Raw genomic sequence first — 22,158 nt, forward strand, 5'->3', positions numbered from 1 at the left:
GTCTTGGGCACAAGACCCATCGCAACTTGCTACTTAAAGAATATTGAAACGCGTTGGCCCAACCGATTGGTTGGGCTGAATTTTGAGTAACGCGTCAAGTCTGTTCTGAGCGACCAGATCGCCCTAAGAACTTGCCTTCCAAAAACGAAACGAGCGGCTCACAGTTAATGGTGAACCGCTGCGCAGTTTATTAAGGCGTATGACATCACGCGGGTGAGGCAGATGACCTCTTCCGGCGCATACGCATTACACCAAGTCCGCCGATGCCACCTAAAAGCAGCAGAAATGGCGCTGGCAGCGGAACCGGTGAGACTTCCAAAGTCACGTCCGCATAGATTGTTTTGGATTTGCCCAACACTAATCCGATGCCCTCTTCGAGCGCGACGCTGTACAAACCTCCGTTTCCAAAGGCAACATTAAACGCGCTTTGCGTCCAATCCAAAGTGCCGAGAGAAATGAAGCCAAAAAAGCTAATGAAATCGGCATCACCCGAACTACTGATTGATCCACCCGGGATATCAAATGCTAAGGTGGTATCCACCTCAAACTCACCGCCCGAGATAAGGCCAGCGTCGCTCAAAAGAACATCAAACAAAGCCACACGCTCTGTTTCCCCTGCGCCGAGCGAGAATGCCGTACCAACCAACGATGCGTTTGGAGTTATGGTCAAAGTACAATTGGTACAACTGGACGTGGAAGTTGTGCCTGATCCCGCACCAACCAAGAAATTAACGGTTGAGGCATAAGCGGATCCAGCCGTTAAACAGACTGCCACCGTGGCAACCTTACATAGTCTCAGAACACTCACTACGTTTCCCCCGCTTCAAAACTTCATACGAAAACAAAGTACACCTCAGCGCACCGTGCCACATTTTGGACACTTTTGCAGTAAAAATTTTGTGTTTAGAGGACTTTAACGTTGTTCAAAGCTAACAAAGCAGCCTTCAGTAACCACTTCGGAAGCCTGCTGCACCTCATTTGCGGCCTCTGTTTGTGTGTTTCCGGGTCAACGCGCATCGACAAAGTTTCTTCAAGAATCGCTCTGAATCACTGTTATTCCGCGACAGTTGCGTCGTTAAGCGCCCAATTGTACTCATATGCAGACACGCGCGATGTTTCATTTAGCCGTGCCTGCAGGTTCAGTTCTGCCGCTTCAGTGATTTTGGCGATCACTGCGCGTTCATCGCGTCCGAAATCCTCTCTGAACCAGATGTAGATCTTCGACAGGATCAGTCCTCCGCGTTCGTCAAACCGGACTCCGCGCGGATCGTTGATATAGGCGCGCTCGGCAGCGGCAAAGTCACGCTCCAGCGTCTCGGCCTGCCAAGCGCGGTCCATTAGGTTTGGGCACCCCACAGCGGCGCAGTTCAATGCGTAGTGAATGCGCGGTTCATCGAAAGTGGGTCGGATGATACGATGCTCGATATCGTTCAGGGTCAGCGTTTGATCACCAACCTGCACCAGCGGTCGGTTCCAGGGACCGATGGACAACGGACCGTTCTTGATGTCGCGGATCGAGGCGACGGGGTAGTTTTCTAGGATCACCTCCACCGTCACGGCGTTATACAGGTTGATCCAATACGCCAATTGCTGATCACGGGTCAGCCGCGTCGGGTCAACGGCTTGCAGATCTGCCAGATAGTCAACTAACCGAACTCGATCCGCCCGCGTCACCTGCCCGTAAGCCATCCGGTTCACACCATCCAAGTCCGGCGCGATATAGCGGGACAGGAAGATGCTCCAGTCGCGGTGATCGACCTGCTGCCCCGGAGATGACGCAAAGCGGGTCAGAGGTTTCCCCGACAGCGCCTCAGGCGCGGGCAGAGCCAGACGTTCGACACTGGCGCAGGCGGCCAGCAGAGGAAGCAACACAAGGATCAACAGCTTTTTCATGAGGTGTCCTTTTGGGTCTGGCGCAGAACCCGCATCTGGCCCTTCAACCGTTTGAGCGGCGCCGACGCCGGGTCGCTCAACTCGGGCAAGTCCGAACGCGCAGACAAACGGGGCACAGCCGCGTTCCACCAGCTTGGTCCGGTGGGTCCGTCAATCCGGTCCGGGCTGGTCAGATGCTGATCGCGCTGGGCATTATGCACGCACATCGACAAGGGGCCATTCGCCGTCGCTACCATGAACACGCACGAGGCACAGCGGTCGTCATCCAACGCATCCGCCGCCATGAAGTTGTGAATGAAAACCGCCTGCCGCCGTACCGGACCACGCAATAAACCCGGCCCCAGACGCGCCACGCTAACTGCCAAATGTGCCAGAGCGCGCAACGCCAGCAAAGGGTGACACCGGATCGCGCGCAGCAGTTTGGGTCGAATTCGGATATGGGCATCCTGCTGGTCGTCCGCTGCTTCCAAGGCGGCCATCACCCGATGCACCAGACGCCGGTTTGACAACAACGACTCCGCGCGGCCTCCGGCGGTGACAACACTGGCATAGCGGTTGCATTTGGAATGCCCCACCGCAGCCGTGCCGAAATGCAGCGGCGCCTCATAACCCGCCTCGACCGCACGTGCGACGCTGTCCTGCGTGATCGCATCAGGTCGCGCACGCAGGACGCCGCGCCCGGTGTCGGCCTGCATCTGAAACGAGACAAAGGCAACCTCGGGGCGATCCCGCAGGAAACGCGCCAAGGCCGGGAGGTCATCGAAATTGCCACCGAAAACGGTCGTATTGAAAAGAATACGCAGCCCCAGTCCGCGTGCCCGGCGGATATAAGCGTGGCGGACGGTGTTCAGCTCAATCTCGTTGCGGAACCCTTTGCGTTCCTGTGTCATGTCCACGTGAAAGGTCACATCGTCCAGCCCCGCTGCTGCCAGTCGCGTCAGAAACGCCCGGCTGGCGCGGATGCCGTTGGTCATCAGACAGGACCGCATCCCCAACCGCCGGATTTCACGGCACAGCGTTGCAAGGTCCTCGACCTTTCGCAAGGTCGGGTCACCCCCCGTCAGTTGCACCGAAACCCCGGTGCCGTAGTGGCTACGGATCGTCGCCAACCGCGCAAACAGAACCGAGAGCGGCGGATCATAGGTCATCTCGGCCCGGTCCGAGAGGTAACACAGCGTGCAGTCCAGATTGCAGCGCTGCGTGACCTCAAGCGCGACGCAGGCGATGGGAAAAAAACGCCCCGCCGTCTGGCCCGCACCGTATTCCCCGCAGCTTTGCAGCCCACCACGCAATAGTGCGCGCTGGTCCGTGCCGTTGAATTTGCGTCCGGTGGGATCGATGACGGGTTGGGCTTGGGCAGTGTCCTTCATGCCCTCCAAGCTAGAGATGTGCCGAAACCCGAACCACGCCCCATCACAGCAAGTTGTCGCGGGGTGAGCAGCGGACCGAAGAGGGTCCCTTAGCCCAGATGGCTGTCAAACGCGTCCACCACTTGCGCGTACACTTCACGCTTGAACGGCACGATCTCATCAATCAGCTTGCCGGGTTCCTGCCATTTCCAGCGGGTGAATTCCGGGTGGTCTGTTTCGATGTTGATCTGATCGTCGCTGCCGATGAAGCGCAGCAGGAACCATTTCTGCTCCTGCCCGCGATAGCGACCTTTCCAAATCTTTGGCACAATGTCGTGGGGCAAATCGTAGGGCAGCCAACCGTCGGTCTCGGCCAAAACCTCAACAAGATCGGCGGTGACGCCGGTTTCTTCCCACAGCTCGCGCAGGGCCGCATCGCGGGGGGCTTCGCCCTTGTCCACACCACCCTGAGGCATTTGCCAGGCATCCGCGTGGCGGTCATTGCGCTGGCCAACGAAGATCTTGCCCTCGGCGTTCATCAGCATCAGCCCGACGCAGGGGCGATAGGGCAGTTTGGCGATTTCTTCGGGGGTCATGCGCGGCCTCGTACATTGCTCTGGCAACTCTGTATCAAGCGGTTCAGGAACAGCAAAGGGTGTGACGTTAGGTTCTGCGTGACAAAGGTGACGTGAACGTCAATCTAACACCGAAGAATCGGGAGGGAGAGTTCGCCATGACTGCGTACCCAAACATGCTGGCCCCGCTGGATCTGGGCTTTACCACGTTGAAGAACCGCGTCCTGATGGGCTCGATGCACACGGGGCTGGAAGAAACCGGCGACTGGAACCGCGTGGCTGAGTTTTATGCCGACCGGGCCCGTGGCGGCGTGGCGCTGATGGTGACGGGTGGGATTGGCCCGAACCTCGAAGGATCGGTTCTGCCCGGCGCGTCAATGATGACCAACGACAAAGAAGTGGCGAACCACTCGATCGTCACCCAGCGGGTGCACGAGGCGGGCGGCAAGATCGCCATGCAGATCCTGCACGCAGGCCGCTATGCCTATGGTCCCAAATGCGTGGCGCCCAGCCCGGTGAAGTCTCCGATTTCCCCCTTTCCGCCGAATGAGCTGGACGAAGAAGGGATCGAGAAACAGATCAGCGACATCGTGAACGCCGCCGTTCTGGCCCGGAAGGCCGGTTATGACGGGGTCGAAATCATGGGGTCCGAGGGGTATTTCCTGAACCAGTTCCTCGTGACCCATACCAACAAACGCACCGACCGCTGGGGTGGGTCCTATGAAAACCGGATGCGCCTGCCCATCGAGGTGGTGCGCCGCACACGTGAGGCCGTGGGCACCGATTTCATCATCATCTACCGCCTGTCGATGATCGACCTGATCCCCAATGGCTCAACCCACGAAGAGGTGGTGGAACTGGCCCAGCGGATCGAGCAGGCCGGGGCCACGATCATCAACACCGGCATCGGCTGGCATGAGGCCCGTATTCCCACCATTGCCACCAGCGTGCCGCGTGCGGCCTTTGCCTGGGTGACCAAAAAGCTGATGGGCAAGGTCGGCATACCGGTGATCACCTCGAACCGGATCAACACGCCCGAGGTTGCCGAAGAAGTTCTGTCCACCGGCTGCGCCGACATGGTGTCAATGGCGCGCCCGATGCTGGCGGATGCGGATTTCGTGAACAAGGCAAGTGCCGGTCAGTCCGCGCAGATCGCGCCCTGTATCGCCTGCAATCAGGCCTGTCTGGACCACACCTTCAGCGGCAAGCTGACCTCCTGCCTGGTCAACCCGCGCGCCTGCCACGAGACCGAGCTGGAGATTGGCAGGGCCGAGACGCCGAAGACCGTTGCGATCGTCGGCGCGGGTCCGGCGGGCCTGTCCACCGCGATGACCGCCGCCCAGCGTGGCCATGACGTGACCCTGTTCGACCGCGCCGCCGAGATGGGCGGTCAGCTGAACATGGCCAAACAGGTGCCGGGCAAGGAAGAATTCTGGGGTCTGGTCGATTGGTACCGCACCATGATGGCCGATCTGGGCGTCAAGGTGGAGCTGAACCGCGAGGTTGGCGCCGACGACCTGACCGGATTTGACGAGGTGATCATCGCCACTGGTGTCACCCCCCGCGACCCGCAGATTCCGGGGCAGGAGCGTGCGAACGTCATCAGCTATATAGACGTGCTGCGCGACAAGGCCGAAGTCGGCAAATCCGTTGCCGTGATCGGCGCAGGCGGTATTGGGTTCGACGTGTCGGAATTCCTGCTGGAGAACGGCCACAGCGTCACCACCGACCTGCCCGCCTGGATGAAGGAATGGGGCGTGACCGACCCGGAACAGCACCGCTCGGGGCTGGCGCCGGAAGGCCCGCAACCCGAAGCCCCTGCGCGCGACGTCACTCTGCTGCAACGCAAGAAACAGGCGCATGGCAAAGGGCTGGGCAAGACGACCGGCTGGATTCACCGCGCAACGCTGAAGATGAAAGACGTCAATTTCGTCGGCGGCGTGAATTACGAGCGCATTGACGCGGATGGCCTGCATATCAGCTTTGGCGAAGAACGCACTGACCCCACCGTGATCGCGGCGGATACAATTGTCCTGTGCTCTGGGCAGGTGTCCCAGCGCAGCCTTGCGGATGCGTTGATCGACCGCGGCATCACTCCGCATGTGATTGGCGGTGCGGATGTGGCGGCAGAGCTGGACGCTAAACGGGCGATCAATCAGGGAACACGGCTGGCTGCGGCTCTCTGATCACTCAGAGAGCGCCAGCTTGATGCCCAGCGCACCGAACGCTGTCGCGAAACACCGTTTGATCCAGGCCATCACGGATGGTCTGCGAATGACGTAGTCCCGTGCAAGCGCTGCACAGGCACCGTATCCGACAAAGACCACAAAGGTCATCGCCATAAAGGCGGTGGCCAGCTTGGCCAGTTCCATACCGGCATTCGCCGTGCCGGCTGGCAGAAACTGAGGCAGGAAGGCCAGAAAAAACAGGGACAGTTTGGGATTAAGAACATTGATCAGCGTTCCGGTCACCGCGATCTTTAGGTGACCCGCCGAGGATTTCTCGGCGTTTACCTCCATAGATCCGCCTTCTTTGACGATACCCCAAGCCATATAGAACAGGTAGAGGACGCCCAGATACTTTATGATCTGAAAGGCCAGCGCGCTGGTATGTAAAAGGGCGGCAAGCCCGATGATACTGGCCAGAGCTGCCGGGACGATCCCCAACGTGCATCCCGCCGCCGCCGCAAGGCTGGCGCGAAACCCACGCCCTAGGCCAACAGCCAGTGTGTAAATCACTCCGGTTCCCGGCAATAACACCACAATCAAGGATGTCAGAAAGAACTCCAGCGACATATCGGCCTCCTGTTTTGGCCGACAAAGTTTCCGACATTCAGATTATTGTAAACCGGTTTCGTGGACGATCCGGGCAACTATTCCACTGTAATCGTAATCACCTCGGACACAATCGGCGTGGCATGCGGTACGTGGCCCGCATCGCCCAGCACCAGTTGCAGCGTGTGCTCACCCGGGGCGAGGTCCAATGTCACCTCGGTCTGGCCGCCACCAAAATGCAGGTGGTTGTCGTCCGAGGGCAGACCATTGGCCAGCTCATCCGCGCCGTCTTCGCCCTCACCCAGCGGTGGGCGGTCGATCAACAGGTGATGATGGCCTGTGTTTTCTTTCTCGGTCCCGGCGGGAGCCACGCCCATGCCGCTGAGGCCAAAGACCACAATTACCGGGGATTGAACGGTGTCCCCATCGGCCAGATTCACGAAATAGACTTTAGCTTCGGGGTTGGATGCGGTTTCCCCTCCGGCCAGCGCAAGGGTTGCGGACAGGCACAGGGCAGCTAGGGCAAGCAAGGCTTTCATGATCTCCTCCGTGGTCACAAATTTGCCATTCTCATCTTAACACATTCGGGCATAAACACCGAAAATCCTTGTCTTGCAGGCTCTGTAGCGGCACCGGAAACCATTGTTTCCGCGTTTCCCATCTGCAAACGATCTGATTCAAATCCCTGATATTATCCCATGTCTGCCCTGTTTCCGCCCAGATTGAAGGCGACAGTCAGGCAAAGATTTTGCACCCGGGGAACGAGAATGGATCGACTTACCGAAATGGAAGCCTTTGCCAATGTGGTGGACCAGGGTGGCTTCACCGACGCGGCCAAGAAGATGGGCATCTCCAAATCGGCTGTGTCAAAGCACGTGTCCAGCCTTGAGGCCCGACTGGGTGCACGGCTGCTGAACCGCACAACACGCCGCGTTTCCCCCACCGAGATCGGGCTGGCCTATTACGACCGCGCCCGCCGCGTGCTGAATGACGCGGGCGAAGCGGATGCGCTTGTGACCTCGATGCAATCCGCCCCCTCGGGTCTTCTCCGGATCAGTGTGGCCACGGATTTCGGCGTGAACCACTTGTCACCGGTTCTGTCCGAGTTTCTGGCCGCCTACCCGGACATCACCGTGAACATGGTGCTGAACAACCGCTATGTTGAACTGATCTCGGAAGGGTTCGACGTTGCCGTGCGCATTGGTGAGTTGGAAGACAGCACTCTGCGCGCCCGCAAGCTGACCGAAACCGTCAAACGGATGGTCGCCGCGCCCAGCTATATCGAGAAATTCGGGCGTCCGCAGAAGATCGACGACCTGAACGAACACAAGCTGCTGCACTACTCCAGCCAATCCTCGGGCAATGTGTGGAAACTGACGGCACCTTCGGGTGAAAAACGGCAGGTGCGCACAGCAGGCTGGCTGAGCGTCAATGACGGACAGTCGCTGTTGAATGCGGCCATCTCCGGGCTGGGGATCGCGTATCTGCCCAGCTACCTGTACGCGGACGCGCTGAAATCCGGTGCGGTTCTGGATGCGATGCCGTCGCTGCCCGACGAGGTGCAGGGCGTCTATGCCGTCTACCCGCCCGGCCGCTTTACCCAACCCAAGGTGCGGGCATTTATTGATTTTCTTGTCGAGTCCTTCAACGAAAAGGGCCCGATGGACTGGTAATATCTCCCCCGGTGAACCTCGACGGCCCGTGCATCTGTGCGGGCCTTTTTTTGTCCGCTCAGAACCGTTCAACCCAGGGGCGCAGGGTCAGCTCATCGCTCCAGGCCGAGCGGTCCTGATGGATCAGATGCATGTATTCCCGTGCGATGGCATCCGGGTCCAGCATCGAGTCGGGCGTGTCGGCCCCTGCAAACCGGTCCGGATTGCGGATACCACCGTCGATATTGACCCAGGCCACATGGATGCCTCGGGGGTGCAGTTCGCGTGCCATGGACTGCGCCAGCCCCCGTTGCGCAAACTTGCCCATGGCAAAAGGTGCCGACAGCGGGAAACCCTTGATCCCTGCCGAAGCACCGGTGAACAGGATCGTGCCTCGTCGGTTGTCGCGCATCGGCTGATCCAACATCCGACGGGCGGCGGCCTGACCCAGCAGAAACGCCCCATGTGCGGTGACTTCTACCGCCTTGCGTACCGTTTCCGGGTCGAGCTCGGTAATCGGGCCACGCTGCCGGGCCGAAGGGTTATAACACGCAACCCGCAGCTCTCCCGGCAGACCGGCAACCAGCGCCGCCACGCCTTGGGCATCCGTGCCATCCAACTGATGCAGCCTCGCCCCTGTCTCGGTGGCCAAGGGTGCCAGGTCCGACACGTCGCGGGCTGTCAGATGCACGGCATATCCGCCTTGCGCCAATGCCCGCGCGAGCGAGGCCGACAGACCGGCCCCCGCGCCAATGATCAATGCCTGCGTCGTTGGTGTCTGGTCAGTCATGTGGGGTCCTTTCGTTTTCGATCGGCCCGCTTGTCAGACCTATGTCACCGGGGTCAATTGACCAGCAGAACCGCCTCGACCCGGCGGTTCACGTCGCGGCCTTCGGGCGTGGCGTTCGAGGTCAGGGGGGCCAGATATCCAATGCCACGGGCCTCGACCCGGTCGGCAGCAACCCCATGCGCTTCGATCAGGCGGGCCCGAACCGTTTGCGCCCGACCCGTGCTGACCGAGATATTGGCATCCAGTGCGCCGGTATCGTCCGTGTGACCGACCAGCGCCAGCCGCGTACCCGGGTTGTCGGCCAGATAGGCCGCGATCCGGATTAGCGAGGCGAAAGGGCCTTCACCCAGCGTGATCTCTCCGGTGCGAAAATGTAGATCGTCCAGAATCACATGCCCGTTCTGTTCCAGCGCGGCCAGTAACCCGCCGGATACATCGGCCGTTTCCTCGATCACCAGGGGTGGTGGGGCCTCCGCGTCAACCGGAGAGACCCGGATCAACTGAACGTACCCGCTGGGCGGGTTACGGCTGACCAGCAGGCTTAGCACATCGTCGTCGCGCGTGGCCGACAGAAAGCGGTAATCCTGTATCGCCACATACATGTCCGGGGTTGGAACAACCTCGGTTCCGAAGCGGAAATCGAACCCACCACAGGTGCGGGCCTCGCATTCAAACAGCACGTCATAGCCCTGCGCGACGATCTGATCGCGCAGCGGGGCCAGCAATTGCAGCGTGGTACTGGAGCCCGATTGCAAGCGCCATGTGATCCGTTCAACCCGCCCCTCGACCAACCGTGTGGGCAGGGTGCCATCGGAAAACGGGCCCGTAGGCAGGTCATAGCTGTCAAGCGGGCTGACCCGGTCGCTGATCTGGCGCGCGCCCGAGGGCAGCGTCAGTTCCTGCGCGATACCCGGCCCGGCCAACAACAACAGGATCAGTGAGGCAAAGCGGATCATCGAGCCTGCGCGTGATAGTCGTCGTTCGGAGCCATCGCCGTGGCGCTGGCGACCCGGTTCGACATGTTGAAAAAGCCGGCCACGTTGGCGATGTCCCAGATGTCGCGATCCGTGAAGCCCACATCCCGCAGGCGCTGGCGGTCGGGCTCTTCGATCTCGGTGCTGGCGATGGTCATCTTGGCCGCAAAGTCCAGCATCACCCGTTGGCGCGTGTCCAGAGGCGCGACACGGTAGTTCATCACCAGCATTTCCCCCAGCTGCGGATCACCCGACAATTGCCGCACCGCCGCGCCATGCGCCACGAGACAGTAGAAGCACTTGTTGATCGCCGATACGACCACCGCGATCATCTCACGTTCCAGCTTGCTGAGGCCGCTATCGCCCAGCATCAGATCGTTATACATCGCGGTGAAGGCGTTCAGCTTGTCGGTGTCAAACGCATAGGCCCGCAACACGTTTGGCACAAAGCCCAGCTTTTCCACGCAGATATCAAAATACTTCTGCGTCTCGGGCGGCAGCGGGTCCACCATCGGCAGGTCCAACGCAGTGGGGGCGGTTTGGTCGGTCACGTCGGGCTTTCTCCTCAAATAAGCTGACGGTAGTGATATTCGCCGGCAATCTCCATCCCGAGCGCGTGATAAAGCTCGTTGGCCCCGGCGTTTGCCTTGGTGCAGATCACGCTGAGCGTATCTGCACCATTATCCCGCGCCCAGAAGGCAGCGGCGCGCATGGCCCAGCCGCCAAGGCCCTGACGGCGATGATCGGGCAAGATTTCCAGCGCGTGAACCATCGCGACCCCGCCGTTAACAGCAACAAAACCGGTCCCCGCAGGTTGATCACTATGGCGCAGAAGCAGGCTGGTTTTCGGACCCTGCACGCGATCCATCACGGCAACCCGCTCGGGACCGATGCCGCCTTTCGCCCAGATCTCGCGCATGATCGCCAGCGGCTCGGACGTGGAAAACACCGTGACGTGGGGGATCGGCATATCCATCAGGTGAACTGTAGGGCAGGCGTAGATGTTGACCGGGTCCAAAATCTGATACCCGCGCGCGGCCAGCTGGTTATCCAGCGCCTCATCGCCCGGGCGCAGGCAGAAGATACGCTTTTGCCCCATCGTCTGCATCGCAGCCTCGGCGGCATCGATATCAGCCTCGCTTGCCAGGCCCAGCGCATTGGCTGCGGATACGCGCGACCCACCGCCTTGCCCCTGACGCAGTTGAAACGGCCCCAGCCGATCATACCGCGCAGCAGGCCATGTGCCATCGACGACGTTCGCCCAGTTGATGCTCACAATTCAAGCTCTTTCGCAAGCCGGGTCGTGGCGGCATCGATGCGCGCGCCATCGGTGCCACGCAACACCACGTTCGCCCCGAAAACGCCGTTGATCTGGAACGGATAACACCCGATGGACAGGTCTGAAAACTCCTCGGCCAGCGCGGAAAGAGTGGCCGCAATATCACCTTCGCCCCTGTTCACACGCAGAGTCTGCGAAAACAACGGGCTGCCCCCGGTCAGGCCGGGCAACACACTGGCCACCATCGCCTGAAACACCGACGGCACCCCTGCCATCACATGCACGTTCCCGATGGTGAACCCCGGCGCAGTCGAGACCGGATTGTCGATCAATTCCGCGCCGTCCGGGATGCGTGCCATGCGCAGGCGGGCCTCGTTAAACTCCAATCCCGACTTGTCATAATGCGCCTGCAACAGGGCGCGGGCATCGTCGCGAATGTCGATATGCGCCCCAAAGGCGCGGGCGATACAATCGGCGGTGATGTCGTCATGGGTCGGGCCGATCCCGCCACTGGTGAAAACATGGTCGTGGCCGCCGGACAAAGCCTTGACCGCAGCCTCGATCGCAGGGGCATCGTCGCTGACGATCCGCACCTCTTTCAGGTCGATGCCATGTTTGGTCAGTTCCCCGGCGAGATAGTGCATATTCGCATCGCGGGTCCGGCCCGAGAGTATCTCATCCCCGATCACCAGCATTGCAGCGGTTGGATTTGCCATGGCGCGCCCCCTCTTGATCGACCCTTAGCGCAGGTATAGGCCCTGACGCATGCGATTTGAAACCCCCCTTGTCCCCGCCCGCCTGATCCGCCGCTACAAACGCTTTCTGGCCGATTGCACGCTGGAGGACGGGCGCGAGGTCACCGCCCACTGCGCCAACCCCGGCTCGATGATGGGGCTGGCCGAACCGGGTGAGAAAATCTGGCTGGAGCCCAATGACGACCCGAAGAAAAAGCTGAAATACGGCTGGCGGCTGGTCGATCATGAAAACGGCCATTTCACCGGGGTCGATACGTCGGTCCCGAACAAGGCCCTGCGCACCGCGTTGAAGGCACGTGAAATCCCCGAACTGGCCGCTTATGAAACTGTCCGCCCCGAGGTAAAGTACGGCGAAAACAGCCGCATCGACTTTCTGCTGACCCAGCCGGGCCTGCCGGACGCTTATGTCGAGGTCAAAAGCGTCACCCTGTCGCGCCAGCCGGGTCTGGCCGAGTTCCCCGACAGCGTCACCGCCCGCGGCACAAAACATCTGGGTGAGTTGGCTGCGATAGTGGCTCAGGGACACCGGGCGATCATGCTGTATCTGGTGCAGCGCACCGATTGCGACAGCTTCGCGCTAGCCACAGATATCGACCCGACCTATGCAGCGGCTTTTAAGGTCGCGCAGGCGCAGGGAGTGGAGCGGATGATTTATGGAACACAGATTTCACCCGAGGAGGTCTCGGTACACCCCTTCCGCAAAGCATTGCAATCATTTGGGTAACGTAGCTGTGCCTTCCGCCCGCATAAGTTGCTAACTAAAGACAAAATTCTTTCTTAGAACCGCCCGCGTTTTGCAGGATTTTCATCACCAAGGCAAAGCGCGGAAACCGGGAGCATTTGACATTTTAATGAGAAGACTTGCTCAGATTATTTTCTTTTCTGGATTTCTTTTGATGCTAACTGCGGCGTTTATGGCGTTCGAGAAGCATATGACCGAAGAGCGCAGAACAGCATCACGTAGCAGCATAAACGCGTGGCTGGACGAAAACAGCGAGCAATATGAACAAAACCGAAAAGATGGGTGTCGTCGCAGATGTGGCGGGTTCGGGTCCTTGTCGCACGCCATTGTCAACCTGCGCGACGGAATCTTCCTGTCCTTACCGTTTTCCCCGAATGACGTTCTGCCGGGCGCCCCAGCCGGTTGGGTGAGATCCGAATATAGCCTTGAAAGGCTCCAAGAACACCTGGGCAATGAGTTTCAAAGGCCAAAGTTTATTTTCGTCACAACGGAAGACAAGATTGTTCGATCGCTGGAGAGAATCCCAGAAAACCCCAAAACGGGGGCGATCGCAATTTACACCAAAGATGACAACGTCATCGTTATGGCGATCACAGTATCGCGCAAAGGTATACGCGCTGCGATGGAAGGCAAAAATCACCGCTACGAGGCGGGATTGGACCCCTATGCAGCACTTGATGGTGTAAAGCTCGACCAGTACTCGCAATATTCGTACAACTCGGACACCAACATATACAAACCAGTGCTCTACCGGCGTTTTTTGATGGAACTACAAGGTCAGGTCGAAATGACGATCCTCGCCAAAACATCTGACGCGGAAATACAGACGTTGTTGTCGCAACTGGATATGGCAACAATCGTCGAAGACCTTCCGGTCATTCCCAAAGGCTATGCGCCCGGAACGGGCGTAATTCTGGCAAACCAGGTGGTGAGCGCCCCCGAGTAATACATGCGGCGTTACCCTGCTGCAGTTTTCGCCTTGTCCTGCACTTCCGGCCACAGATCCGCCTCCAACCCCCTTACAAACGGGTCCAAGTGATCCGCCACCGCTTGCCAGCCTCCGACAGAGGCTGTGTTAACCGGCTGCCGGGCCTGCAAGTTACTGGCCGTTTTGATCGCGTTCCCGGATTTATCCGGTGTCAGCATGGCGTCCTCGAACGGTAGATCACAAACCCGCGCCAGTTCTTCGGCTGTGGCCTTTAGGTTGCCCACCAGAGTCTCATACCGGATATCGTGGATGCGGCCGGGCATAAGCTGATGCCAATGGCGCATATAGCGCTGATACCGGTTGGCCTCGGCCGCCATCCAATTCAGGTCATGTGTGTAATACAGCCCGCCCGCTCCGAAATTCGCGCGCCACATGGACAGGGCGACATCGCGCGGATCGCGCAACACGTTGAGGATCACGGCGTTGGGGAACGCCTGCGCGATCTCACCCAGAAAGGCATAGTTTCCGGGGGCTTTATCCACAAAAGCCTTGGCATCCCCGGGCAGCGTGGGCAGCTTGTCCAAATAGAAATCTGCCAGTTTATGGGTCGCGCGCCATTCCGGTGGTTGTGCTTCGGCCTGCCGGGCCCATTGATGAACCGAGGCCAACTCACCCAGCCCCTGAACAGTAGAGTGGCGGGCCAGAATACGCTCAACCAATGTCGTGCCTGACCGAGGCAGGCCGACCACGAAAAATGGCCGGGGGCTATCTGCGAGTGGTACAGAATCCACGACGGGCAACGGGGCAGCCAATCGTTTGGCGCAGTCTTTCACGCTTCGTTCCTCCCACGAGTCGAACCCGTTGCCCTGCAGTTTGTGGGCCTCAGTCAAGTGCTGCATTTCCTGCGCGGTGTTCTTTTGCCGGCGCGCTAGATTGGCCGCAGCAAAACGCAGTTTCACCTCGTCCTCAGGGTTGGCTGCGGGGCCGCGTTCCAACGTTTTGGAAATCCGGGCCTGCAGTGTGGCGATGTCGTCAAAAGTGAGGTTCGGCAGTCCGGCCATTATCTCCAGCGCGTCCGGATGCTCTGGCGCAAAAGCGAGGGTTGCGCGGGTATTTTTCAGAGCGTCGCCCAATTGACCCAGGCCCAATTGCGATCTGGCCAGTCGCAGCAAGCCGGGAAGGAATTTCGGCTGTTTTTTGACCAGAGCCGTCAGCACATCGACAGCGTCGCCCCAGCGGTGCATCGAATCCAGAATGTCCGCCTTCAGGATCTGTGCGTTTGGATTGGCAGGCTCGCGACTCAAGACCTGCTCGACATCGGCCAGCGCCTGTTCCGGCTGCTGCTCTTGCAGCAGGGCCAGCGCGCGGATGAACTGCAGGGCGGGGCTTAGCGGGCCGCGCGCAGCGACCTTCTCCAGAAACGTCAGTGCATCGGCGGGATCGCCCCCCTGAACCAGGCTGAGCGCATAGTTCTGGATCAACTCGGCGTTTCCGGGATCCAGCCGCCAGGCCTGATGGAAATGGGTCTGGGCCAGTTTGGGTTTTTGCTGCTGCACCGCGCTGATGCCCGCAAGTCTCGGCAGGGCCGCAGCTTTTGGCCATTTCTTGGCAGCCTTGGTGGCCCGCTTGAACGCGCGATCCGGTCGCCCGGCCTTTAGAAGCTCACTGATGCTGGCAATCTCTGTCCTCAACTGGTCAGCTTTTCTTTGCATCAGCCTGCCCTTCCCTGTTTCGTGTGCCCACCCGGACTTGCCTTGTGCTAGTTCATTATTACCTGATGGTCTACATGCGATCGGGTGGGTGGTACTGACATTGCGACCCGACACCCTCTGGTACTTTCTGCACAAGCAGCGTAAAAGGAGTGCTGCGCGAAACATTTGGAGCCTCGCATCCATGAAGGAACATCGTGGCCGTCTGACCAAGGACGGTATCCGCATCTATGAACAGGGAGACTTTGTCGGCATGCACGCGGCAGGGGCCTTGGCCGCGCGGATTCTGGATGACATTGCCGATCATGTCTTTCCCGGCCAGACCACCGGCGCGATTGACGGATTGATCACCCAAATGGTCGAGGACGCAGGCGCAACCTCGGCTACCATCGGATACAAGGGCTATCAGCACGCCAGCTGCATCAGTGTGAATCACGTGGTGTGCCACGGTATCCCCGGCGACAAGCGGCTGAAGGACGGCGATATCCTGAATATCGATGTCACGGTCATCGTTGACGGCTGGTTCGGCGATACGTCGCGCATGTATGTGGCGGGCAAACTGCCGCGCAAGGCCGAGCGTCTGATCCAGGTGACCCATGATGCCTTGTTCAAGGGGATCGAGATGGTCAAGCCGGGCAACACGTTCGGCGATATCGGCCACGCCATCCAGGCCTATGTCGAGGCGCATCGGATGAGCGTTGTGCGGGATTTCTGCGGTCACGGTCTGGGTCGGGTGTTCCACGCGCCGCCCAACGTGCTGCACTATGGCCGTCCGGGCACCGGTGCCGTTCTGGAAGAGGGCATGTTCTTCACCATCGAACCGATGGTGAATCTGGGCCGCCCCGAGACCAAGACACTGTCTGATGATTGGACCGCCGTGACCCGCGACAAGTCGTTGTCGGCGCAGTTCGAACATTCGGTGGGTGTGACGGCAGATGGGGTCGATATCTTTACCCTGTCACCGGGCAACAAATTTCACCCGACCTACTCCTCCTGATCGGCGGCCTGATCGCGCATCAGTTTCAGCAGCAGGGTTTCCTGCCCCCATGGCGTCACCGCGTCGTGGATGAACACCGGCGCGCGGGTGGGTTTCCGCTCGGGTCCGGTGGTTGCGTCGGTATCCTGCGGAACAGTCCAGATCGGGGTATTCAGGGCGCGGTCCATGCTTTAATTCTAGCACGCCCCGGTCAAATCCCCAAAAGCACCGGAACTTCGACCATATCGGTGATCACTTCAGCGCCGAGCTTGGCCAGCTTTTCACCACCCCCCTGCGGCGCATAGGCCAGACAGCGCATATTGGCACGGATTGCGGCGGTGACACCGCTGGCGCTGTCTTCAATGACCACCGGCCGCAAGGCGCCGAACTGTTCCGCCGCTGTCAGGAACATCGTCGGGTCGGGCTTGGCCGTGCCCAGCACATGTGCCGAGAACATCACGCCCTGAAAACGATCCCAAAGACCGTTTTGCCCCAGCGTGATCTTCATCTTGTCGGGCCCGCCGTTGGAGGCAACGCAGAAGGGGATGCCGCGAGAGTCAAGCGTGGTAAGCAAGTCCGAAACCCCCGGCATCAGGTTAACTCCCTGACGCAGACGCTCATACGTTTCGGCGTAGACCTCATCGACCCAGTTATCCGGCAGGTCCGCACCCAGTTCTTTGGCCTTGTCCCGAACACCGGTCATCGTACCGCCGACAAAAAACTCCACGCTGTCCTCAAGGGTCAAGTCCAGACCATAGCGCCCGAGATTGTCGACCAGAACCTGATTTGACAGGGGTTCACTGTCGACCAGAACGCCGTCGCAATCGAAAATGACCAGATCATGCATTCGTGGCATCGCTCCATATCAGAGTGATATGCGTGTCGCCGTATTTGCGGCTGTCTTGCAGGGCAAACCCCTCGGGTGGTTGCATCGGGGCGTTCTCCTCCCATGCGATCAGAGCATCGTCGGCAATCCACCCCTGCGACAGGGCGGCAATAGCCTTCTGCCCCATGGACTTGCCGTAAGGTGGGTCCAGAAAGATCAGATCATAGGGCGTGCCCGGGTTTTCGCCCAGCCGCGTGGCATCCCGGCGGATCAGATCGGTGCGGTCGGCGCTGCGGGTGAGGTCGATATTCTTGCGGATCAGACCCTGTGCCACGCGCCCATCATCTACAAACGTCACATGCGCCGCGCCACGTGACAGAGCCTCGAGCCCCAGCGCGCCGGTGCCCGCAAACAGGTCCAGTACGCGAAGCCCGTCAAAGTCGATCTGGTGGCTGAGCACGTTAAACAGGCTCTCGCGCACGCGGTCGGTGGTGGGGCGCAGATGTGCGCCCGCATCCCCCTTGCCGACCGAGGCCAAGGCGCGGCCCCGGAACTCTCCGGCGATGATCCTCACGCCTTGAGCAGCGGCTTCAGATCCGCGTCAGGGTTGGCCACGATGGCAGGATCAGCTGTCTTACCCGATTCAATCAGGCGTTTGCCGACCATATAGGCGCGTGGATCGTTCATCGCGTCGACCGCAATCAACTGATCACCCTTGTAGTACCAGAAAGAGACAGTCTGGCCTTCTCCCTTCCGGGTCACCACGCGGTCATAACCTGTATTTAATCCGGCGATCTGCAGTTTGACATCATACTGATCCGACCAGAACCACGGCGTTGCGATGTAATCCCTGGCCGCGCCCAGCATGTTTTGGGCCACGATCTCGGCCTGATCGATCGCGTTCGGGACGCTTTCCAGACGGATGCGGGCACCGCCATGCGGGAAAGACGCACAATCACCCGCCGCCCAGATCGACGGGTCGGAGGTGCGGCCATGGGCGTCGGTCTTGATGCCGTTATCCAGCTCAAGCCCCGCCATCTCGGCCAGTTGGGTGCAAGGAACGATACCCACGCCGACAACAACGAAATCAACCTGCAATTCGGTGCCGTCGGTCAGAACCGCTCCAACCACTTTGCCGTTGTCACCAACCAGACGGTCCAACCCAACGCCTTCACGGATATCGGCACCGTATTCGGTATGCAGCGCGCGGAAATAGTCGCTGGTCTCAGGCGCGGTCACTCGTTGCAGGATACGGTCGGCCATCTCGACCAAGGTTACCTTGACCCCACGCTTGGCACAGACCGCAGCCGCCTCGAGCCCGATATAGCCACCGCCCACGATCAACGCGCGCGCGCCGTCTGTCACGCGGGGCTCCATTTCGTCGATATGGGCCAGATCGCGCACCACGTGGACGCCCTCAAGATCGCCGCCGATCGCGGCAGGCAGATAGCGCGGGTCCGACCCGGTGGTTAGCGCCAGTTCGTCGTAAGAGATAACCTCATCCCCCACGGTCACGGTCTTGGCCTGCGGATCGATCGCGGTGACGCGCTGACCCAGACACAGGGTAATATTGTTCTCGGCATAAAAGCTCTCGGGCCGCAGGAACAGGCGCTCCATCTCCATCTCGCCCAGCAGATAGGCCTTGGACAGCGGCGGACGCTGATAAGGCAGATGCGGCTCGGCTCCGATCAGGGTGATGTCCCCGTCGAACCCGTCTTTACGCAGCCTGGCGACAAGCGAAGACCCCGCCTGCCCCGCACCGATCACGACAATATGGCTCATGTTCCTCCCGCCCTGTCGAATTCACGTGGTCTCATCCACACGACCACCTATATTGCGGCTGAGCCCGACTCTGCAAATCCAAACGACAGGAGCTTAAAATGATTTCAACAGGTGACATGCTGCCCGACGCCACGCTGACCCAATTGGGCGCGGACGGCCCCGAAGAGGTGCGGATTTCAGACAAGACCAATGGGCGCAAAGTTGTGATCTTTGCGGTGCCCGGCGCATTTACGCCGACTTGCCATTCGGCCCATGTGCCCAGCTTCATGCGCACCAAGGGCCAGTTCGACGCCAAGGGCGTGGACGAAATCATTTGTGTCTCGGTCAACGACCCTTTCGTGATGAAAGCTTGGGGTGAGGCCACCGGCGCCACCGAGGCCGGTCTGACAATGCTGGGCGACGCAGCCTCCGAGTTCACCAAGGCCATCGGTATGGATTTCGACGCCCCGCCCGCCGGGCTGATCGCGCGGTCCAAGCGCTATGCCATGCTGGTCGAAGACGGTAAGGTGGTCGCGCTGAACCTGGAAGAAAACCCAGGTGCCTGCGAAATTTCGGCGGGTGAGGGTCTGCTGGACGTCATCTGATACCAGTTGGCCTCGGGTACCCCGGGGTCATGACTACCATTTAACTTGATGCAACGCCCTGATCTGCCAATATTTGAATAATACAATCAGGGAGTTTGATTGATGAAACTGAAGATCATAACACTCTTGCTGGGTTCTGCGGGGGCGCTGGCCGCCTGCGGCCCGGCACCGACCCCGCAACAACAGGCGGCGCGGCAGCATGAAATTGCCTGCCTCAGCGGCTCGCTAGGCGGTGCCCTGATCGGCGGCGCCATCGGAAACCAGTTCGGCGGCGGGTCAGGCAAATCCATCCTGACAGCGGCAGGCGCCGCTGCCGGTGCTGTCGAAGGTAACAGATTCGCATGCTAAGGAGAGCCGGAATGACACGTAGACTTATTATCGCTGCGGCCGTTTTGCTGGCCGGTGCCGCCACGGCTGAAACCGTGGGCGAACTGCATGACAACGAGCTGAAAGCCATCGACGCAAACAATGACGGATTCCTGTCCCGGGACGAGTTCGACGCTTTTTCCGATTATGCATTCCAGGAGATGGATGAGGACAAGAACGGTTCGGTGGGGTTGCAGGAAGCCAAACCGTTTCTGGACATCAAACAGTTTCAGGACGTTGACCGGAACAACGATGACTTTATCTCAAGGGCGGAATACGACGCACAGATGAATGATGATTTCCTGTCGGCCGACAAAAACCGGAACGGCCAGCTGGATTAAACCGGACGACCTCGCGCTCAGCGAGGTCATCCACGCGAGGGCGTATTATGCAAAAATGGGGAATTCTCGGCTTTCTGAGCCTGTTGGCGGCCTGTGACGTTCCACAGGCGCCGGTGGTAACCGGGCCGGACGGGCAGACGCGCATTCAGATCAACACGTCTGGGCTGACCTGTTACAACAATCGTTGCCTGGACATTAACCCAGCTGCACGCAGCGTGCGCCAGATCGGCAACCGGACAACGCGTATTCCGGGCGACATCGACGTCAGCAACGGCACCGTTACCCCGACTGAGTTCGAGCAAATGGGCGTGACCGCCGCATTGGCGGGTGGCGTCGGTGAAGGTAACCGCTAGCAGAGACTGTCCATCTTGCGCGCCAGCTTGGCGTCCAGCGCCGAAAGGCCGCCCACATCATGAGTGGCAAGTGTCACCTCGACCGTGCGGTAGACATTGAACCATTCGGGGTGGTGGTTCCATTTCTCGGCAAAAATCGCCACCTGAGTCATCCAGCCGAATGCGTGGACGAAATCCTCGAAGATAAAGGTCTTGGTGATCGCATCCCGGCCTTCGACCATGGTCCAGCCATTCTTGAACAGCGGGTCCAGCAGCGGCCCGCGGGTCTCGATCGACAGTAGTTCGGTCATTGCTGTTCCTCCGGGTTCAATTTCCTGAACGGGCCATATTCCGTCAGGATCTCGATCTCTTCTCCCACTGCTGAGGCCTCGGCGTCCAGATATTTTTGGATCGCATCGGCAAAACCGGGGTCACCAACCCAATGCAAGCTATGCGTGCGCGTGGGCATATAGCCTCGTGCCAGCTTGTGTTCGCCCTGTGCCCCGGCTTCAACCCGGGCCAGACCATGGGCAATGGCAAAATCAATCGCCCTATAGTAGCACAATTCGAAATGCAGGCAGGGGTGATGTTCGACGCAGCCCCAATAGCGGCCAAAGAGCGTTTCGCGCCCGATGAAATTCAGCGCCCCGGCAATCGGATAGCCGTCGCGTTCCGCCAGCACCAAGGCCATATCATCCGCCATGGTTTCATGCGCGATATCAAAGAATTGACGGGTCAGGTACGGCGCGCCCCATTTGCGTGATCCGGTGTCCTGATAGAAGCGCCAGAAGGCATCCCAATGTTCCGGTAGCAGCTCATCGCCGGTCAAAGTGCGAATCTCACCGCCGAACCCACAGGCGTGCGCCCGTTCCTTGCGGATATTCTTGCGTTTGCGCGAGGACAACGCATGCAGAAACCCGTCGAAATCCGCATATGTATCGTTGAGCCAGTGGAACTGCTGCGAAGTGCGCAGCATCAGACCCATCTGCTCACCGGCAATGGCCTCATCCTCGGTACAGAATGTGGCGTGCAGTGACGACACCTGATTGTCGGCGGCCAGTTGCACCGCGCCTTGAACCAGCGCCGATATGCCCACCGCCTCATAGCCCGGCCGCACCAGAAAGCGCCGCCCGGTTGCGGGGGTGAAGGGCACGGCAATCTGCAGTTTGGGATAATACCGCCCGCCTGCGTTTTCATAGGCATGGGCCCAGTTGTGGTCGAAGATATACTCGCCCTGGCTGTGCGACTTGACATACATCGGCGCTGCGCCGATGAGCATCCCGTCCAGATAGGCAATCAGGTATTGCGGTTGCCAGCCCGTGCCCTGCCCGACCGAGCCGCTGCCTTCAAGTGCCGACAGAAAGCGATGAGTAGTGAAAGGGTCCAGCGGCCGCCCGCCATCGGCAGCCTCGGGGCAGGCGCAACTGTCCCAATCTTCGGCAGAAATCTGCGACAGCGATCCCAGAACCTGAACTTCGATTTGCGCCTGATCCATATGCCCTCCGCGTTTGACCTTTATCTGTGACGGTGG

27 protein-coding genes are annotated in these 22,158 nt (G+C 59.7%); 9 read left to right on the forward strand and 18 right to left on the reverse strand.

Annotated elements, in window-relative coordinates; all coding sequences use genetic code 11:
* Positions 1–205: 205 nt before the first annotated feature.
* The 4 genes from AC2FEE_RS15820 to AC2FEE_RS15835 form a co-directional block, all read right to left on the reverse strand.
* A complete protein-coding gene (locus tag AC2FEE_RS15820) occupies positions 206–646 on the reverse strand; it encodes a VPLPA-CTERM sorting domain-containing protein (RefSeq protein WP_496866289.1) in 441 nt (146 codons plus the stop codon).
* 407 nt (positions 647–1,053) lie between these two features.
* Positions 1,054–1,893 (reverse strand): DUF547 domain-containing protein, encoded by an 840-nt coding sequence (locus AC2FEE_RS15825; RefSeq protein ID WP_496866290.1) that lies wholly within the window; start codon positions 1,891–1,893, stop codon positions 1,054–1,056.
* Positions 1,890–3,263, reverse strand: a complete 1,374-nt coding sequence (locus tag AC2FEE_RS15830) for a radical SAM protein (protein ID WP_496866291.1) — start codon at positions 3,261–3,263, stop codon at positions 1,890–1,892. The genes AC2FEE_RS15825 and AC2FEE_RS15830 overlap by 4 nt, the downstream gene beginning before the upstream one ends.
* A gap of 89 nt (positions 3,264–3,352) precedes the next feature.
* Complete coding sequence (locus tag AC2FEE_RS15835; protein WP_496866292.1) at positions 3,353–3,838, reverse strand: RNA pyrophosphohydrolase; 486 nt, start codon at positions 3,836–3,838, stop codon at positions 3,353–3,355.
* A 137-nt stretch (positions 3,839–3,975) separates the two neighbouring features.
* Between AC2FEE_RS15835 and AC2FEE_RS15840 the strand changes: the two genes are divergently transcribed.
* Complete coding sequence (locus AC2FEE_RS15840) at positions 3,976–6,003, forward strand: FAD-dependent oxidoreductase (protein WP_496866293.1); 2,028 nt, start codon at positions 3,976–3,978, stop codon at positions 6,001–6,003.
* On the opposite strand, the gene AC2FEE_RS15845 is transcribed toward AC2FEE_RS15840, so the two are convergent.
* Both AC2FEE_RS15845 and AC2FEE_RS15850 read right to left on the reverse strand, forming a co-directional pair.
* A complete protein-coding gene (locus AC2FEE_RS15845; RefSeq protein WP_496866294.1) occupies positions 6,004–6,612 on the reverse strand; it encodes a LysE family translocator in 609 nt (202 codons plus the stop codon). It lies immediately after the preceding gene.
* A gap of 77 nt (positions 6,613–6,689) precedes the next feature.
* Positions 6,690–7,130, reverse strand: coding sequence for a DUF4399 domain-containing protein (locus tag AC2FEE_RS15850; RefSeq protein ID WP_496866295.1), 441 nt, complete (start codon positions 7,128–7,130; stop codon positions 6,690–6,692).
* A gap of 228 nt (positions 7,131–7,358) precedes the next feature.
* On the opposite strand from AC2FEE_RS15850, the gene AC2FEE_RS15855 reads away from it, so the two are divergent.
* Entirely contained in the window at positions 7,359–8,264 is a 906-nt protein-coding gene (locus tag AC2FEE_RS15855; protein ID WP_496866296.1) for a LysR family transcriptional regulator, read from the forward strand.
* A 58-nt stretch (positions 8,265–8,322) separates the two neighbouring features.
* Here the strand turns inward: AC2FEE_RS15855 and AC2FEE_RS15860 are convergent, their stop codons facing one another.
* From AC2FEE_RS15860 to AC2FEE_RS15880, 5 genes are read right to left on the reverse strand one after another with little or no spacing between them, the layout of a single operon-like run.
* On the reverse strand, positions 8,323–9,033 hold the full coding sequence (locus tag AC2FEE_RS15860) for an SDR family NAD(P)-dependent oxidoreductase (protein WP_496866297.1): 711 nt from the start codon (positions 9,031–9,033) through the stop codon (positions 8,323–8,325).
* Between the two features lie 53 nt (positions 9,034–9,086).
* A complete protein-coding gene (locus tag AC2FEE_RS15865) occupies positions 9,087–9,989 on the reverse strand; it encodes an OmpA family protein (RefSeq protein ID WP_496866298.1) in 903 nt (300 codons plus the stop codon).
* Positions 9,986–10,558, reverse strand: a complete 573-nt coding sequence (locus AC2FEE_RS15870; protein WP_496866299.1) for a peroxidase-related enzyme — start codon at positions 10,556–10,558, stop codon at positions 9,986–9,988. Before AC2FEE_RS15870 ends, AC2FEE_RS15865 begins: the two co-directional genes overlap by 4 nt.
* Before the next feature lie 14 nt (positions 10,559–10,572).
* Positions 10,573–11,283, reverse strand: a complete 711-nt coding sequence (locus AC2FEE_RS15875; RefSeq protein ID WP_496866300.1) for a GNAT family N-acetyltransferase — start codon at positions 11,281–11,283, stop codon at positions 10,573–10,575.
* Complete coding sequence (locus AC2FEE_RS15880; RefSeq protein ID WP_496866301.1) at positions 11,280–12,002, reverse strand: competence/damage-inducible protein A; 723 nt, start codon at positions 12,000–12,002, stop codon at positions 11,280–11,282. Before AC2FEE_RS15880 ends, AC2FEE_RS15875 begins: the two co-directional genes overlap by 4 nt.
* A 49-nt stretch (positions 12,003–12,051) precedes the next feature.
* On the opposite strand from AC2FEE_RS15880, the gene sfsA reads away from it, so the two are divergent.
* Together sfsA and AC2FEE_RS15890 are read left to right on the forward strand one after the other, a co-directional pair.
* The gene (sfsA, locus tag AC2FEE_RS15885) at positions 12,052–12,765 is read left to right on the forward strand and encodes a DNA/RNA nuclease SfsA (protein WP_496866302.1); all 714 of its coding nucleotides are present in this window, start codon (positions 12,052–12,054) and stop codon (positions 12,763–12,765) included.
* A gap of 127 nt (positions 12,766–12,892) precedes the next feature.
* Entirely contained in the window at positions 12,893–13,729 is an 837-nt protein-coding gene (locus tag AC2FEE_RS15890) for a hypothetical protein (protein ID WP_496866303.1), read from the forward strand.
* A gap of 11 nt (positions 13,730–13,740) precedes the next feature.
* On the opposite strand, the gene AC2FEE_RS15895 is transcribed toward AC2FEE_RS15890, so the two are convergent.
* On the reverse strand, positions 13,741–15,423 hold the full coding sequence (locus AC2FEE_RS15895; protein ID WP_496866304.1) for a tetratricopeptide repeat-containing sulfotransferase family protein: 1,683 nt from the start codon (positions 15,421–15,423) through the stop codon (positions 13,741–13,743).
* Between the two features lie 181 nt (positions 15,424–15,604).
* On the opposite strand from AC2FEE_RS15895, the gene map reads away from it, so the two are divergent.
* Positions 15,605–16,417, forward strand: a complete 813-nt coding sequence (map, locus tag AC2FEE_RS15900) for a type I methionyl aminopeptidase (protein ID WP_496866305.1) — start codon at positions 15,605–15,607, stop codon at positions 16,415–16,417.
* Here map and AC2FEE_RS15905 read toward each other — a convergent pair.
* Genes AC2FEE_RS15905 through AC2FEE_RS15920 form a run of 4 tightly spaced genes read right to left on the reverse strand, consistent with a single transcriptional unit; the run spans position 16,405 to position 19,004 of the window.
* Positions 16,405–16,584, reverse strand: a complete 180-nt coding sequence (locus AC2FEE_RS15905; RefSeq protein WP_496866306.1) for a hypothetical protein — start codon at positions 16,582–16,584, stop codon at positions 16,405–16,407. The genes map and AC2FEE_RS15905 overlap by 13 nt on opposite strands.
* A gap of 23 nt (positions 16,585–16,607) precedes the next feature.
* On the reverse strand, positions 16,608–17,243 hold the full coding sequence (locus tag AC2FEE_RS15910) for an HAD family hydrolase (RefSeq protein ID WP_496866307.1): 636 nt from the start codon (positions 17,241–17,243) through the stop codon (positions 16,608–16,610).
* A complete protein-coding gene (gene rsmD / locus AC2FEE_RS15915; protein ID WP_496866308.1) occupies positions 17,236–17,796 on the reverse strand; it encodes a 16S rRNA (guanine(966)-N(2))-methyltransferase RsmD in 561 nt (186 codons plus the stop codon). The genes AC2FEE_RS15910 and rsmD overlap by 8 nt, the downstream gene beginning before the upstream one ends.
* Positions 17,793–19,004: an NAD(P)/FAD-dependent oxidoreductase gene (locus tag AC2FEE_RS15920; protein ID WP_496866309.1), complete on the reverse strand. Its 1,212-nt coding sequence runs from the start codon at positions 19,002–19,004 to the stop codon at positions 17,793–17,795. The genes rsmD and AC2FEE_RS15920 overlap by 4 nt, the downstream gene beginning before the upstream one ends.
* 98 nt (positions 19,005–19,102) lie before the next feature.
* Here AC2FEE_RS15920 and AC2FEE_RS15925 point away from each other — a divergent pair, with 98 nt between their 5' ends.
* The 4 genes from AC2FEE_RS15925 to AC2FEE_RS15940 all read left to right on the forward strand — a co-directional run bounded on the left by AC2FEE_RS15925 (position 19,103) and on the right by AC2FEE_RS15940 (position 20,648).
* Positions 19,103–19,588 carry a peroxiredoxin gene (locus tag AC2FEE_RS15925; protein ID WP_496866310.1) on the forward strand — a complete coding sequence of 162 codons (486 nt, stop codon included), beginning with the start codon at positions 19,103–19,105 and terminating at the stop codon, positions 19,586–19,588.
* A gap of 102 nt (positions 19,589–19,690) precedes the next feature.
* Positions 19,691–19,936 (forward strand): YMGG-like glycine zipper-containing protein, encoded by a 246-nt coding sequence (locus tag AC2FEE_RS15930; protein WP_496866311.1) that lies wholly within the window; start codon positions 19,691–19,693, stop codon positions 19,934–19,936.
* Between the two features lie 11 nt (positions 19,937–19,947).
* Positions 19,948–20,295: an EF-hand domain-containing protein gene (locus AC2FEE_RS15935; protein ID WP_496866312.1), complete on the forward strand. Its 348-nt coding sequence runs from the start codon at positions 19,948–19,950 to the stop codon at positions 20,293–20,295.
* Positions 20,296–20,342: 47 nt separating this feature from the next.
* Complete coding sequence (locus tag AC2FEE_RS15940) at positions 20,343–20,648, forward strand: hypothetical protein (protein ID WP_496866313.1); 306 nt, start codon at positions 20,343–20,345, stop codon at positions 20,646–20,648.
* Here AC2FEE_RS15940 and AC2FEE_RS15945 read toward each other — a convergent pair.
* Complete coding sequence (locus AC2FEE_RS15945; RefSeq protein ID WP_496866314.1) at positions 20,645–20,938, reverse strand: 4a-hydroxytetrahydrobiopterin dehydratase; 294 nt, start codon at positions 20,936–20,938, stop codon at positions 20,645–20,647. The two genes, AC2FEE_RS15940 and AC2FEE_RS15945, sit on opposite strands and share 4 nt — an antisense overlap.
* Positions 20,935–22,122, reverse strand: coding sequence for a GNAT family N-acetyltransferase (locus AC2FEE_RS15950; RefSeq protein ID WP_496866315.1), 1,188 nt, complete (start codon positions 22,120–22,122; stop codon positions 20,935–20,937). The genes AC2FEE_RS15945 and AC2FEE_RS15950 overlap by 4 nt, the downstream gene beginning before the upstream one ends.
* Positions 22,123–22,158 lie beyond the last annotated feature (36 nt).

It is taken from the genome of Ruegeria sp. YTSC199 (assembly GCF_059609725.1).